This window comes from Halorubrum halophilum (genome assembly GCF_000739595.1).
GTDB classification, from domain to species: Archaea; Halobacteriota; Halobacteria; order Halobacteriales; family Haloferacaceae; genus Halorubrum; species Halorubrum halophilum.
In genome coordinates this window covers 235,056-248,122 of record NZ_BBJP01000023.1, presented here as the reverse complement: position 1 = coordinate 248,122, position 13,067 = coordinate 235,056, and the positions used below count along the sequence as shown (strand labels likewise).

The 13,067-nt window shown below is 66.9% G+C and carries 15 protein-coding genes; 3 read left to right on the top strand and 12 right to left on the bottom strand.

Features of this window, described 5'->3' with window-relative positions:
- The first annotated feature begins 155 nt into the window (after positions 1-155).
- Genes ACP96_RS08970 through ACP96_RS08960 form a run of 3 tightly spaced genes read left to right on the top strand, consistent with a single transcriptional unit; the run spans position 156 to position 2,209 of the window.
- Positions 156-1,649: a receiver/sensor box histidine kinase gene (locus ACP96_RS08970; protein WP_050033055.1), complete on the top strand. Its 1,494-nt coding sequence runs from the start codon at positions 156-158 to the stop codon at positions 1,647-1,649.
- Between the two features lie 51 nt (positions 1,650-1,700).
- The gene (gene srp19, locus ACP96_RS08965; protein WP_050024398.1) at positions 1,701-1,979 is read left to right on the top strand and encodes a signal recognition particle subunit SRP19; all 279 of its coding nucleotides are present in this window, start codon (positions 1,701-1,703) and stop codon (positions 1,977-1,979) included.
- Positions 1,980-1,981: 2 nt separating this feature from the next.
- Positions 1,982-2,209: an H/ACA ribonucleoprotein complex subunit GAR1 gene (locus ACP96_RS08960; protein WP_050033088.1), complete on the top strand. Its 228-nt coding sequence runs from the start codon at positions 1,982-1,984 to the stop codon at positions 2,207-2,209.
- An 8-nt stretch (positions 2,210-2,217) separates the two neighbouring features.
- Here ACP96_RS08960 and ACP96_RS08955 read toward each other — a convergent pair whose 3' ends face one another.
- From ACP96_RS08955 to ACP96_RS08900, 12 genes are all read right to left on the bottom strand, one after another.
- The gene (locus tag ACP96_RS08955; RefSeq protein ID WP_050024393.1) at positions 2,218-2,559 is read right to left on the bottom strand and encodes a hypothetical protein; all 342 of its coding nucleotides are present in this window, start codon (positions 2,557-2,559) and stop codon (positions 2,218-2,220) included.
- Between the two features lie 90 nt (positions 2,560-2,649).
- A complete protein-coding gene (locus tag ACP96_RS08950) occupies positions 2,650-4,161 on the bottom strand; it encodes an NADH-quinone oxidoreductase subunit N (protein ID WP_050024391.1) in 1,512 nt (503 codons plus the stop codon).
- On the bottom strand, positions 4,154-5,683 hold the full coding sequence (locus ACP96_RS08945; RefSeq protein ID WP_050033054.1) for a complex I subunit 4 family protein: 1,530 nt from the start codon (positions 5,681-5,683) through the stop codon (positions 4,154-4,156). Before ACP96_RS08945 ends, ACP96_RS08950 begins: the two co-directional genes overlap by 8 nt.
- A complete protein-coding gene (gene nuoL / locus ACP96_RS08940) occupies positions 5,683-7,710 on the bottom strand; it encodes an NADH-quinone oxidoreductase subunit L (protein ID WP_050033053.1) in 2,028 nt (675 codons plus the stop codon). The genes ACP96_RS08945 and nuoL overlap by 1 nt, the downstream gene beginning before the upstream one ends.
- A gap of 1 nt (position 7,711) precedes the next feature.
- On the bottom strand, positions 7,712-8,032 hold the full coding sequence (nuoK, locus tag ACP96_RS08935) for an NADH-quinone oxidoreductase subunit NuoK (protein ID WP_050024387.1): 321 nt from the start codon (positions 8,030-8,032) through the stop codon (positions 7,712-7,714).
- The gene (locus ACP96_RS08930) at positions 8,029-8,388 is read right to left on the bottom strand and encodes a hypothetical protein (RefSeq protein WP_050024385.1); all 360 of its coding nucleotides are present in this window, start codon (positions 8,386-8,388) and stop codon (positions 8,029-8,031) included. Before ACP96_RS08930 ends, nuoK begins: the two co-directional genes overlap by 4 nt.
- Positions 8,385-8,651 carry an NADH-quinone oxidoreductase subunit J gene (locus ACP96_RS08925; protein WP_004049822.1) on the bottom strand — a complete coding sequence of 89 codons (267 nt, stop codon included), beginning with the start codon at positions 8,649-8,651 and terminating at the stop codon, positions 8,385-8,387. The genes ACP96_RS08930 and ACP96_RS08925 overlap by 4 nt, the downstream gene beginning before the upstream one ends.
- Positions 8,652-8,700: 49 nt before the next feature.
- Positions 8,701-9,162 carry a NuoI/complex I 23 kDa subunit family protein gene (locus ACP96_RS08920; protein ID WP_006113010.1) on the bottom strand — a complete coding sequence of 154 codons (462 nt, stop codon included), beginning with the start codon at positions 9,160-9,162 and terminating at the stop codon, positions 8,701-8,703.
- A gap of 1 nt (position 9,163) precedes the next feature.
- Positions 9,164-10,237 (bottom strand): complex I subunit 1/NuoH family protein, encoded by a 1,074-nt coding sequence (locus ACP96_RS08915; protein ID WP_050024381.1) that lies wholly within the window; start codon positions 10,235-10,237, stop codon positions 9,164-9,166.
- On the bottom strand, positions 10,237-11,901 hold the full coding sequence (locus ACP96_RS08910; protein WP_050024379.1) for an NADH-quinone oxidoreductase subunit D: 1,665 nt from the start codon (positions 11,899-11,901) through the stop codon (positions 10,237-10,239). The genes ACP96_RS08915 and ACP96_RS08910 overlap by 1 nt, the downstream gene beginning before the upstream one ends.
- Positions 11,898-12,596, bottom strand: coding sequence for an NADH-quinone oxidoreductase subunit B (locus tag ACP96_RS08905; protein ID WP_050024377.1), 699 nt, complete (start codon positions 12,594-12,596; stop codon positions 11,898-11,900). The genes ACP96_RS08910 and ACP96_RS08905 overlap by 4 nt, the downstream gene beginning before the upstream one ends.
- Positions 12,596-13,012 carry an NADH-quinone oxidoreductase subunit A gene (locus tag ACP96_RS08900; protein ID WP_050024374.1) on the bottom strand — a complete coding sequence of 139 codons (417 nt, stop codon included), beginning with the start codon at positions 13,010-13,012 and terminating at the stop codon, positions 12,596-12,598. The genes ACP96_RS08905 and ACP96_RS08900 overlap by 1 nt, the downstream gene beginning before the upstream one ends.
- Positions 13,013-13,067: the final 55 nt, after the last annotated feature.

Here is a 13,067-nt window from a genome sequence, read left to right as displayed (position 1 = left end):
GCCCGTGTTCCTCCAAAAGGGTTCCGGGGTGCCCCGCGTCCCTCCTGCGGGCGTTCGGAGAGGCACGCGTCACCGGCTTCCCGGCGGTCGGCTCCCCCTCCGAAACCGACGACGGAGGAAAATTTATCCGCACACCAGTTGTGTCTACTCCCATCGTGAACTCCGAGCCGAGGGGACGGTCGTCGGTTCTCGCCCTCGCCGGAGACCCGGACGAGGCGGCCAGCGTGGCCGACGCGTTGGAGAGCGCCGACGCGGCTCCCGCCTCCGTCGGCGACGACATCGCCGCGGCGGACGTGGCAGTCGTCCTCGACGCCGAGGGACTCGACGCGGTCCGCAGCCGCGACGGGTCGTGCCGCGTCGTTGCGTTCGTCGACGACCCCGTTTCGACGACGGCGATCGACCCCCTCGTCGACGCGGTCGCGACCACCCCGACCGATCTCGACGCGACGCTCCGCTGGCTCGCGGCCAGAGACGAGTCAGGCACAGACCCCGCAGACGAGGCGCTTCGGGCCGAACGCGACCAGTTGCTCGCGCTGTTCTCAAACGTCCCCGATCCGGCGATCGCCTATGACTACGTCGACAGCGAGCCGATCGTTCACCGGGTCAACGACGCGTTCGAGGAAACGTTCGGCTACGACGCCGAAACCGTCGTCGGGGAGTCCGTTGACGACTTCATCGTCCCCGCCAGCGACGAGGCCGAGTCCGAGGCGACGGAGCTCAACGACCGCCTCCAGCGCGGGGAGAACGTCAGGCGCGAGGTGACCCGCGAGACCGCAGACGGCCCCAGACACTTCATCCTCCATGTTGTGCCGATCCGACTCGACACCGAGAACGTCTCCGGGTACGCCATCTACACCGACGTGACGGAGCGGCGAGAGCGTGAGGCGGCGCTGGAACGCCAGAACGAGCGGCTCGACGAGTTCGCCTCGATCGTCTCGCACGACCTCCGGAACCCGCTTTCGGTCGCGGAGGGGTACGTCGATCTCGCGGCCGAAACCGGTGAGACGGGGTACCTCGGGAAAGCGAGTGAGGCGCTGGACCGCATGGACGAGCTCGTCGGCGACCTGCTCTCGCTGGCCCGACAGGGCGAATCGGTCGGCGAGACGAGCCCCGTCTCGATCGAGGCGCTCGCGAGGGACGCGTGGGAGAGCGTCGACACCAGCGACGCCGAACTCGTCGTCGACGGCGACGTGACGATCGACGCCAACGCGACCCGCACGCGGGAGCTGCTGGAGAACGTGTTCCGGAACAGCGTGGAACACGGTTCCACTGGCAGCCCGACGGAGTCCGGCGACAGCGTGGAACATGGTTCCACGAGCAGTCGGGCTCCGCCCGACGACAGCGTCAAGCACGGGCGTTCGAGAGACGGCGATGCCGACGGCGCCAACCACCTCACCGTTCGCGTCGGCGAGGCGTCGTTTCGCGGCGGCGACGGGGAGGCGGGAAGCGGCTTCTTTGTCGAGGACGACGGACGCGGGCTTCCCGAGGCCGAGCGCGACCGCGTGTTCGAGAGCGGGTTCACGACCGAGGAGAACGGGACCGGCCTCGGGCTCGCGATCACGAAGCGGATCGCCGACGCGCACGGCTGGGAGGTGCGCGCGCTCGCCGGCGAGTCAGGCGGCGCTCGGTTCGAGTTCAAGACCGCCTGAGCGCGTCGGGGTCCGAAACGACCTTACGCCGCGCGCTCGCCTCTCCGATATATGGTCGAGAACGTCGTCTATCCCGCGTACTTCGACGCCGATCGATCGCGGTCGGAGGGGCGCCGCGTCCCGATGGACCTCGCGATCGAGGAGCCCACCGTCGACGAGATCGCGAAGGCGGTCCAACAGGTCGGATACGACGCGGTGATCGAACGCGAGAAGACCTACTCCCGCGAGTTCGATCCGCGAGGCGCGGTGGTCGTCAGAGGCACCGAAGACACCGCGAAAAACGACCTCGTACAGGCGATCGCCGCCTACCTCGGGGTCATCCGGGAGTGACGATGCACCGCGTCGGCACCGTCGTCCGCACCGCCGGGGGGCTCGCCATCGCGCGCACAGAGGCGGGCGCGGAGCCGCCGCGGATCGGCTCGTCCGTGGTCGACGAGTCGCTCGCGACGGTCGGCCGCGTCGTCGACGTGTTCGGTCCCGTCGATCGCCCCTACGTGGCGGTGACGCCGAGCAACGACGACCTCGCGGCGCTCGTCGGCGGGAAGTTGTACGCGCGTTGACCGCTCACCTACTTGGGAGTCGGCGACTCGGCGATGTCGTCGGCGCTTTCGGCTTCGTCCCCCTCTCCGTCCTCGTCACCACTCACGACGGCGAAGTCTTCGATCGTCTTCGTCGAGCGAGCGATCCGCTCTGCGACCACGAGCTTCTCGGTTCGATCGAGCCGCTCCCAGTCGAGTTCCGGTGGCGGCGACTCCTCGAACGCCCGGAACTGCCGGTACACCGCCTCGTTGACGAACCGCTCGAACGCCTCGCAGTTCGGGCAGGTCACTGACAGGTGAGAGGTGTCGAACTCGCGGTCGATCGTGTGTTCGAGGCAGTTCAGACAGCGGTACGTTCGAGTTCTACTCATGACAGAACGTAGGGGACCGAACGCGCTAATACCTGCGGGTACCGGTTCGGAGAACGGAGATCCAAAGCGCCGCGAGGGCGCGTCGGACCGCTAGAACAGCGCCGACGCCGCGGCCTCGGCGGTCTCGATGACCGGCTCGAAGCCGGGCAGGAGCAGCACCGTCGCGACCGCCGCGAACACGACCGCGGCGTACAGTCCGGTCGGCCGCACGTCGATCGCGTCCAGCGCGCTCGACGACGCGGGGTCGTCGAGCCACAGCGCCTTCACGACCCGACTGTAGTAGTACAGCGAGACGACGCTGTTGACGGCACCGACCGCCGCGAGCCACAGGAACCCGTTGTCGATGGCGCCCATGAACAGGAAGTACTTCGAGAAGAACCCGGCGAACGGCGGGAGCCCGGCGAGCGAGAACATGAACACAGCCATCGCCGTCGAGGCGACGGGCGCGCGCCGCGCAAGCCCGGCGTAGTCCTCGAAGGTCCGGCCGACGCCCCACCGCTCCGCCATCGCGACGAAGAGGAACGCACCGGTGTTCATGAACCCGTAGACGAGCAGGTGCGCCATCGCCGCGCCCATCACCGCGCCGTTGGCCGATCCGCCGGCCGAGAGCGCGGCGACGCCGATGAGCACGTAGCCCGCGTGCCCGATGGAGGAGTACGCGAGCATCCGCTTGACCTCCTCCTGCACGGCCGCCGCGAAGTTACCGAGCGTCATCGTCACGGCCGCGAGGATACCGAACGCCAGCACCCAGTCGATGCCGGCGGCGAGCGACGCGCCCACCGGGAACGCCTCGGTGAACAGACGGAACGCGACCACGAAGCCGGCCGCCTTCGAGGCGGACGAGAGGAACGCGCTCACCGGCGCGGGCGCGCCCTCGTACGCCTCCGGCGCCCAGAAGTGGAACGGGACGGACGCGGTCTTGAACGCGACGCCGCCGACGATCATCACGATTCCGATGCCGGCGACGCCGGCGAGGCCGTCGAGCGAGCCGATCCCCTCGGCGACCCCGCTGAACAGCAGCGAGCCGGTCGACGCGTACACCAGCGAGATTCCGAACAGGAAGATCGCGGAGGAGAGCGCGCCGACGAGGAAGTACTTCAGCCCCGCCTCGACGCTCCCGCGGTCCCGCTTGAGGTACGCGACGAGCACGTACGACGGCAGCGACACCATTTCGAGGGCGACGAAGACGACCGCGAGCGAGTTCGCGGCCGCGAGCAGCGCCATCCCGGTCGCCGCGAACACGACGAGCGAGTAGAACGCCGCCGGGCTCTCGTGGTCGTGGAAGTAGTCGTGGGCCGCGACAACGACCAGCGCCGTCACGGACGCGAAGATGGCGGTGAAGAACAGCGCCATCGTATCCACCTTGATCGCCTCGGCGAACAGGGTGATCGCGCCGCCGGTGTCGCCGCTTCCAGTGCCAGAGACGACCAGCCAGACGCTCGCCGCGAGCGCGGCGAGCGAGCCGAGCGCGCCGCCGACGGCCATCGAGGTGTTCGAGCGCGCGTCGGGGCTGATCGTGTCGACTAAAAGCAGCGCGAGCCCGGTGAACGCGAGCAGGAAGACGGGCAGCAGCGCCGCCACGGGCGGAAGCGTGTTAACCATCGACGGTCACCCCCTCGACCACGGGAACGGCAGCATCACGGATCATCTCGAAGAAGATGTCGGGCGCCACGCCGAGCACGATGATCGCCACCAGCAGCACCGCGAGCGGGGCGACGTCGTGGAACGGTGCGGGACCGACCTCGTAGTCGGTTTCGAGCTCGAAGGGCCCGAACAGCGTGCTCTGCATCGCCGACAGCAGGTAGCCGGCGACGACCACGATACCGAACATCGCGAGCGCCGTGAACAGCGGCGCGTACGGCAGCGCCGGGGCGGCGAAGGAGCCCACGAAGATGAAGAACTCACCGGCGAAGCCGGCCATCAGCGGGAGCCCCATGTACCCGAACGCGCCGGCGACGAGGATGCCAACCGCGACGGGCATCCGGTCGGCCATGCCGGACATGTCGCCGACCATCCGCGTGTGCGTCGCGTTGTAGATGACCCCGACGGCCATGAACATCAGCCCCGAGATGAGGCCGTGCGCGACCATCTGGAACGTCGCGCCGCCGACCCCGTACTCGGTGAAGACGATGAGCCCGAGGATGACGTACCCCATCGACGAGACGGAGGAGTACGCGACGATCCGCTTGAGGTCCTTCTGTGCCAGCGCTAACATTGCGCCGTAGATGACGCTGATGACGGCGATGGCGGCGATCGGAATCGCGAGCGCGGACGCCTGCTCCGGGAGCATCGTGAAGTTGAACCGGAGCAGCGCGTACGTCCCCATCTTCAGGAGCACGCCGGCCAGCAGCACCGACACGGGCGTCGGCGCTTCCACGTGGGCGTCGGGGAGCCACGTGTGGAACGGAACGATCGGGACCTTCACCGCGAACCCGAGGAACATCGCGAGGAACGCGGCCGTGGCGAGCGTCTCCGGAGCGAGTCCGGCGAATGAACCGAGACCGCCGTCGGCGATCGCCCCCGTGATCTCCGGCAGCGCGAACGAGCTCACGGAGTCGCCGAGCGCGAACGTCAGCGACATGAAGCCGATGAACATCAGCAGCGACGCCGCGTTCGTGTAGACGAAGAACTTGATCGCGGCGTACTTCCGGCGGGGACCGCCCCAGATGCCGATGAGGAAGTACATCGGCACGAGGACGGCCTCCCAGAAGACGAACCAGAGGAAGAAGTCAAGCGCAGTGAACACGCCGAGCAGGTTCGCCTCCATGAACAGCATGAGCCCGTAGAACTGACTCTGACGGGCGTCGATCGGCGTCCACGCGCTCACGATCGCGAGCGGGACGAGGAACGTCGTGAGCACGACGAGCGGGAGGCTGATCCCGTCGACGCCGACGAACCACGACACGGTCCGGCCGCCGACCTCCAGCCACTCGATCTGGGTCGCGTACGCGATGTCACCGCCCGTGAGGGCGTTGCCGGCGCTCTCGAAGCCGGACCAGAGGTACAGCGAGCCGGCGAACGGGAGCAGGCTGAACGCGAACGCCAGCCGACCGGCCCACTCGTTCGGGGCGAGCAGCACGAGGATCGCGGCCGCGAACGTGAACCCGATGAGGGCTTCGATCATCACAGGAACCACCCCCCAGTCACGCCGAGCGCGAGAAGCAACGCGACGAGCCCCAGCGTGAGCAGCATGGCGTACTGCGAGACCACGCCGCTCTGGAGCCGACGGATCCGGCTCCCACCGAAGAGGCTCACCGACGAGACGCCGTTGACGACGCCGTCGATGATCCCCTGATCGAAGGTGTTAGCGCCGCCAGCGACGTCTTCGGTGCGATACGCGAGCCATACCTGCAGTTCGTCCAAGTAGTAGTTGTTGTACAGCACGTCTTTGATCCCGCCGAGCTTCGCCGTGTGCTCCGTCGGCGACGGAACGTTGTAGAGCCGCCAGGCAACGAGGAGCCCAGTCAGCGCCAGGCCGAGCGAGACGGCCGCGCCGACGAGGACGGTACCGACCTCGCCGCCGACGAGGGACCCGCTACTGTACGGCCCGATGTCGCCGTAGTGGTGCGAGGAGAGCCCCTCGATGCCGCCCCAATGGTTATCGAGCCAGAGGTGAAGTAGGTCGATGCCCTCCAGTCCGAGGACCTTCTGGACCGGCACCATGTTAATGAAGCCGGTGACGACCGCGAGCACGCCCAGCACCGTCAGCGGTCCCTTCACGTTCCAGCGAACGGGTTCGGGGTCGCGTGCGGTCTCGCTGCGCGGTTCGCCGTGGAACGTCAGGAACACCATCCGGAAGGTGTAGAAGGCGGTGACGGGCACCGCGAGCAGCCCCATCAGGTAGCCGCCGAGCAGCAGCGGGTCGTTGAGTCCGTGGACGAGCGCCTCGTAGAGGATCTCGTCTTTCGACCAGAAGCCGGCGAACGGGAAGATGCCCGCGAGCGCCAGCGACCCGGCGAGGAAGGTGTAGTACGTGACGGGCATCTTCGATTTCAGCCCGCCCATGTCCCACATGTCCTCGTTGTGGTGCATCGCGATGATCACCGCACCGGCGCCGAGGAACAGCAGGGCCTTGAAGAAGGCGTGGGTGGTCAGGTGGAAGACCGCGGCCACGTACCCGCCCGAGCCGAGCGCGAGCATCATGTAGCCGTACTGCGAGATGGTGGAGTACGCGAGCACCTGCTTCAGCTCGTCTTTCACGAGTCCCATCGTCGCCGCGAACAGCGCGGTGAAGCCGCCGATGAAGGCGATCACCGCGAGCGTCGTCGGCGTCAGGGCGTAGAACCCGTACATGCGCGCGACGAGGTAGACGCCGGCCGCCACCATCGTCGCGGCGTGAATGAGCGCGGAGACAGGCGTCGGGCCCTCCATCGCGTCGGGGAGCCACGTGTGCAGCGGGAACTGCGCGGACTTCCCGACGACGCCGCCCAGCACGAGCAGGCCGACGACCGTGAACCACGTGTCGAGCGCGAGCCCCCCGGGCGTCCACGCGACCTCACCGGCCTCCGCGAGCGCCGGGAACGACTCGGGTCCGGCGAACTGCGCGGTGCCGAACGTCGCGAGCACAGCGACGACGCCGATCAGGAAGAAGTAGTCCCCGAACCGCGTGACGAGGAACGCCTTCTTCGCCGCCGACGGCGGGCCGGGCTCCCGGAAGTGGAAGCCGATGAGCAGGTACGAGCAGAGCCCGACCAGCTCGAAGAACATGAACGCCATCAGCAGGTTGTCGGCGACGACGAAGCCGAGCATCGAGGCCGTGAACAGGCCGAGCCCGGCGTAGTACCGGGGGAGCCCCGTCTCGCCCTCGTCGTTCATGTAGCCGAGCGAGAACACGTGGACGAGCAGCGCCACGAGCGTCACGATGACGAGCATGAGCGCCGACAGCGGGTCGATCAGGATCCCGAACGAGAGTTCGACGTCCGTCGGGCCGATGCCGCCCGCGCTCGCCCACGTGTAGAGCGTGCGGTTCGCCGCCTCCCCGCCCGCGACCGTCGCGAGCACCCACAGCGAGAGCAGGAACGAGCCCGCCGTCGCCGCGATGCCGCCGAAGGCGCCGCCCTTCGGGAGGTACTTCCCGACGCCGAGGGCGATCAGGAACGAGAAGAACGGGAGGAGAACGATCGCCGGAACGTATGAGAACACGTCTATCATGTTACCACCTCATCTCCGTTGGAACGGTCACGTCGGTGACGCCGAAGTTGCGGTACAACACGAGGATGATGCCGATCCCGATCGCGACCTCCGCGGCCGCGAGCGCGATGACGAACAGCGCGAACACCTGTCCCGTGAGGTCGCCGTAGTACAGCGCGAACGCGACGAAGTTGATATTCGCGGCGTTCATCATGAGCTCGACGCTCATCAGGAAGTACAGCGCGTCGTTTCGGGTAAGCACGCCGAACAGGCCGATACAGAACACGGCGGCGGCGAGCAGCAGGTACCACTCGGGCGGGATGGAAGAGGCGACAGCGGTCATCGCCGCTCACCCCCCTCGCGCCCGCCGTCGGTGAGCGCCTCGCCCACCGCAGAGACGATGGAGCCGTCCTCCTCGCGCTTCGCCAGGTAGACTGCGCCGTCGACGGCCACGTCGAGCGCGACCGCCGCGATCAGGAATGCCGCGAGGAACCCCTCGGCCGGAACGGATCCGAGCTCGTACTCGCCGAGGTTGAAGAGGGCGTACCCGATGTTGTGGACGATCGACGCGTCGGCCGGGAACGCCGCGACCTCGCCGAAGTCGGCCGACAGCGCCGTCAGCGCCAGTACCGCGAACAGGAGTCCGACCGCGACTGCGGGCACGAGACGCCCGCGGCTCCGGGAGTCGTCGTTACTCACGCGCTATTCACCTCCGTTTCCGTGTCCGATCGCGTGAGCATCACGGCGAACGTGACGAGAATCAAGACCCCGCCCACGTAGACGAGGATCTGCATGGCGGCGATGAACTCCGCCTGCAGCATCACGTAGTGCACCGCAACGCTCGTCAGGGCACCGCCCAGAAGCAACGCGGCGTGGAACACGTCGCGCGCCAGGACGACCCCGAGGCCGAACGCCAGCGTGACCGCGGCGAACAGCCCGAACGCGATGGTAGCATAAACCATTGTGTGTGTCTCCTATGAGAGTCCCTTTGAAGATTTCGAGACGCGCCCGCTACTGGTAGTCGACCTCGCCGTCTCCCTCCCCGATCCACGCGCCGCGATCGGGGTTCCGGGACTCCAGCGGGTCGATTCCCTTGTACCACGGGACGTTCTTGAGCTGTTCTTTGTTGAACACGAAGTCGTCCTTCGTGTCCGCGGTGAACTCGAAGTTCTGCGTCAGCAGGATGGCGTCGACGGGGCAGACCTCCTCGCACAGTCGGCAGTAGATACACTGACCGATGTGAAGGTTGTACTGCTCGCCGTTGCGCTGGTCGTCCTGAACGATCTGGATCGTATCGTTCGGGCAGACGTTCTCGCACTGCCGACACCAGATACACCGCTCCTGACTGAACTTGTGAACGCCGCGGAAGCGCGGGCTCACCTCGGGCGCGTCCTCCGGGTATTCCACCGTGAACGTCGTCCCGTCGAGCGCGTGCTTCATCGTCGTCGCCATGGATTTCATGAGTCCGATCATATTACGCGATCACCCCCACGATTACGGCCGTGAGCACCAGGTTCGCGAACGACAGCACCAGCATTCCCTTCCAGCCGATCTCGATCAGCTGATCGATCCGAACACGGGGAATCGCCGCGCGGGCCCACTGTGTGAACAGGAAGAAGCCCCAGACCTTCACCACGAACCAGATGAAGCTGATGCTCTCCGGGCCCGGACCGGACGCCCCGCCGAGGAACACGACGGAGAGGATCGCGCCGCCCAGGAAGATGTGGACGAACTCGCCGAGGTAGAACAGGACGAAGTACGCCGAGGAGTACTCCGTCTGATACCCGCCGACAATCTCCGTCGGCGCCTCGGGGATGTCGAACGGGTTCCGGCCGATCTCCGCCATGTTCGCCGTGAGGAACAGCACGAACGCGAACGGGTTCACAAACGCGAACCACGCCGGGATCGATATCCCGGCGATCGTCACGAGCGTCTCGGTCTGCGCCCCGACGACGCCGCTGATCTGGAGCGTCCCGGCGAAGATCACGACCGACATCGCGGTGACGATGAGCGGGATCTCGTACGCGAGGTTCTGCGCGACCGCGCGGAGCCCGCCGAGCAGCGAGTACTTGTTGCTCGACGCGTAGCCGGCCATCACCAGCGACACCGAGGCGATAGAGGCGAACGCGAACACCAGCGCTAACCCGACTTCCGGGTCGGCGAGGTGGAGGTTCAGCGGCCCGATGTGTCCCATCGGGATCACGGAGAACCCGAGCATCGCCGACGCCGGCAGGAGGATCGGAGCGATGTCCCACGTCGGGCGGTCGACTCCCTCGGGGACGATGAGCTCCTTCGCGAGCAGTTGGACCGCCGCCGCCGGGATGATGAGCAGCCCGTAGGGCCCGATCCGATCGACCGCGATCCGGTCGGTGAACGCCGCCGTGATCTTCCGTTTCGCCCACGGTCCGGCGACGCCGGAGAACGCGAGGATGATGTTGGCGACGAGCGCCGCCCCGATCAGCGAGGCGACGACGTCACCGAGGACGCTGTCGATCCCGAACGTGTCGACGAGGTACTCGGGGAACAGCTGTGCGGGCGCCGTTCCCATCAGCGGTCCACCTCCCCGAGAACGATGTCCAGGCTACCGAGCGCGGCGACCACGTCGGGGATGTACTCCCCGTTCGCCATCTCCGGAAGCGTCTGGAGGTTCGAGAAGCAGGGAGACCGGATCTTGAACCGAGCCGGCTTGTCCGTGCCGTCCGCGCGGATGTAGATGCCGAGCTCGCCCTTCGCGGCCTCGACGGCCCGGTAGATCTCGGTGTCGTCGTCCGGGCGGAGCGTGCGCGGCACGTTCGCCTGGATGTTCCGCTCGTCTTCGGGCCAGTCCTCGAGCAGGTCGACGCACTGCTCGATGATCTTCGCGGACTCCTCGACCTCGCGCATCCGAACGAGCAGGCGGCTGAAGTTGTCGCAGCCGTCCTCGGTGATCACGTCCCAGTCGAGCTCGTCGTAGTACCCGTACGGGTCGTCGCGGCGCAGGTCGTAGTCGACGCCCGAACCGCGGGCGACGGGACCGGTCGCGCCGTAGTTCTTCGCGACCTCCGGCGGGAGGATGCCGGTGTCGATCGTCCGCATCTGGAAGATCTCGTTGGAGGTGATGAGGTTGTGGTACTCCTCGACGGACTCCGGGAGGTGGTCGAGGAAGTCCCGGGTCTTCGAGAAGAACTCGTCGCGCGGCTCCGGGAGGTCCCAGACGACCCCGCCGAGCCGGAAGTAGTTGAACATCAGCCGCTGACCCGTCAGGTCCTCCAAGAGGTTCTGAACGCGCTCGCGGTCGTTGATGGCGTACATGAACGTCGCCGTGAAGTCGCCGTTGATGTCGAGCGCGAACGTGGCGAGCGCGAGCATGTGCGCGGCGATCCGGCACATCTCCGCGCCCATCGTGCGGATGACTTGCGCGTACTCGGGCACCTCGATGTCGGCGAGGTCCTCCGCCGCGCGGGCGTACGCCCACTCGTTGAGCAGGCCCGCCGAGATGTAGTCCCAGCGGTCCGGGTACGGCATGATCTGGTGGCGGTACGTCCCGGACTGGGCCATCTGCTCCTCGCTGCGGTGGAGGTAGCCGATGTCGGGCTCGACGTCGACGACCTGCTCGCCGTCGAGGACCGTCTTCAGGTGTAAGACGCCGTGGGTCGCCGGGTGGTGCGGCCCGATGTTGAGGAACATCGTGTCGGACTCGGCGTCCTTGTGGTGTTCCTGCAGCGGGTTCGCGTGCTCCGGCAGGGTGGCGATCTGCGGGCGGTCCTTGTCGTAGTCCATCGACAGGGGATGGCCCTGCCACGTCTCGGGCAGCAGGATCCGGCGCAGGTCGGGGTGGTCGTCGTACTCGACGCCGATCAGGTCGTACGCCTCCCGCTCGTGCCAGTCGGCGGTCCGGAAGACGGGTTCGGCCGACTCAGAGACGGGATTGTCCTTATCGGCGGGAACGACGATGCTGACCTCCTGAGTGGGGTCGTCGAACTTCTTCAGGTGGTAGATCGACTCGTAGCGGTTCTCGTACTCCTGTGCAGACACGACCGAGAGGTGGTCGTACCCCGCCTGCTCTTTCAGGATCGAGAGCGTCTCCTGGACGGTGTCCGGGCGGATGACGAACCCGGGCGCGTTCAGGTGGTCGTCGCGGTCGACGACGAGGTCGCCGAGGAGCGCCTCCAGCTCGTCGGGAGTGCGCTCGACCGCCGCGTCGTCGACGGAGTCTGGTCGTTCGAGGCTCATGGCGAATCAGCGAAGTTGTACCGCATGACGAGCTCGTCCTCCTCGATCTCGTCGGCGAGCTTGTCGACGAGCTCGTCGCGTTCGAGGTCGGAGAACTCCTCTAGTTCGTACGGCTTGACGGTGACGGGCGAGGCCTCGCCGTTGGCGACGCGCTCCTGCAGCTTCACGACGCCGTAGACGAGCGCTTCGGGGCGAGGCGGGCAGCCGGGGACGTGGATGTCGATCGGGATGACCTCCTCGGCGCCCTTGATCACGTTGTACCCCTCCTGGAACGGACCGCCGGAGATGGTACACGAGCCCATGCCGACCACGAACTTCGGCTCCGGCATCTGGTCGTAGACGCGCTTCATCCGCGGCGCGAACTTCGAGACGATCGTCCCGGGGACGATCATCACGTCGGCCTGCCGCGGCGACGCGCGGGGGACGCCCGACCCGAAGCGGTCGAGGTCGTGTTTCACCGCGTAGGTGTGCATCATCTCGATGCTGCAGCAGGCGATGCCGAACTGCAGCATGAACATCGAGGAGCCGCGACACCAGTTCAGGAACTTGTCGAACTTGGTGAGGATGAACGGCGAGGAGCCGAACGCCTCTCGGAGGCGGGAGTTAAACCGGTCCCCCTGCCCGGTCATCCGGGCGTCGCGGGTCTCGGTTACGACTTGCGATTCGTCGGTGATGAATGGTTGATCGCTGCTCATTAGTTGAGGTCACGCTCCGTCTTTCGACTTGTCGCGCGGGGACTCCGGGCCCAGCTGATCGCGCCGGAGCGCCACGCCCAGACGAGCCCGATCGCGAGGACTCCGACGAACGCCAGCATCGGCCACAGCAGGGCGATCATCGGCACGCCAGCGCTGATCGCCGGACGGTAGATGACGGCCCACGGGAACAGCAACACGGTCTCGATGTCGAACACGACGAACAACAGCGCGACCATGTAGTACTGAATGTTGAACCGGATCCGCGTCCCGCCCGTCGGGGTCTCGCCGGACTCGTAGGTGGTACTTTTACCGGTCTCAGGCACGCTTGGACGGAGCAACGCCGACACGGACATCATCGCTAGCGGGATGACCAAGCCGACGACCGCCAAGGCGCCGATCGCTATCCAATCGCTCATATAGGTCTCCGTAACGTGCGAGGATTTGGACCGCCCCCTCATAAGCGTTGAGTCT

Coding starts and splice junctions, on each gene's coding strand:
- srp19 (WP_050024398.1), top strand. CDS start 1,701: ATGGTCGAGAACGTCGTCTATCCCGCGTACTTCGACGCCGATCGATCG.
- ACP96_RS08960 (WP_050033088.1), top strand. CDS start 1,982: ATGCACCGCGTCGGCACCGTCGTCCGCACCGCCGGGGGGCTCGCCATC.
- ACP96_RS08955 (WP_050024393.1), bottom strand. CDS start 2,559: ATGAGTAGAACTCGAACGTACCGCTGTCTGAACTGCCTCGAACACACG.
- ACP96_RS08950 (WP_050024391.1), bottom strand. CDS start 4,161: ATGGTTAACACGCTTCCGCCCGTGGCGGCGCTGCTGCCCGTCTTCCTG.
- ACP96_RS08945 (WP_050033054.1), bottom strand. CDS start 5,683: ATGATCGAAGCCCTCATCGGGTTCACGTTCGCGGCCGCGATCCTCGTG.
- nuoL (WP_050033053.1), bottom strand. CDS start 7,710: ATGATAGACGTGTTCTCATACGTTCCGGCGATCGTTCTCCTCCCGTTC.
- nuoK (WP_050024387.1), bottom strand. CDS start 8,032: ATGACCGCTGTCGCCTCTTCCATCCCGCCCGAGTGGTACCTGCTGCTC.
- ACP96_RS08925 (WP_004049822.1), bottom strand. CDS start 8,651: ATGGTTTATGCTACCATCGCGTTCGGGCTGTTCGCCGCGGTCACGCTG.
- ACP96_RS08920 (WP_006113010.1), bottom strand. CDS start 9,162: ATGATCGGACTCATGAAATCCATGGCGACGACGATGAAGCACGCGCTC.
- ACP96_RS08915 (WP_050024381.1), bottom strand. CDS start 10,237: ATGGGAACGGCGCCCGCACAGCTGTTCCCCGAGTACCTCGTCGACACG.
- ACP96_RS08910 (WP_050024379.1), bottom strand. CDS start 11,901: ATGAGCCTCGAACGACCAGACTCCGTCGACGACGCGGCGGTCGAGCGC.
- ACP96_RS08905 (WP_050024377.1), bottom strand. CDS start 12,596: ATGAGCAGCGATCAACCATTCATCACCGACGAATCGCAAGTCGTAACC.
- ACP96_RS08900 (WP_050024374.1), bottom strand. CDS start 13,012: ATGAGCGATTGGATAGCGATCGGCGCCTTGGCGGTCGTCGGCTTGGTC.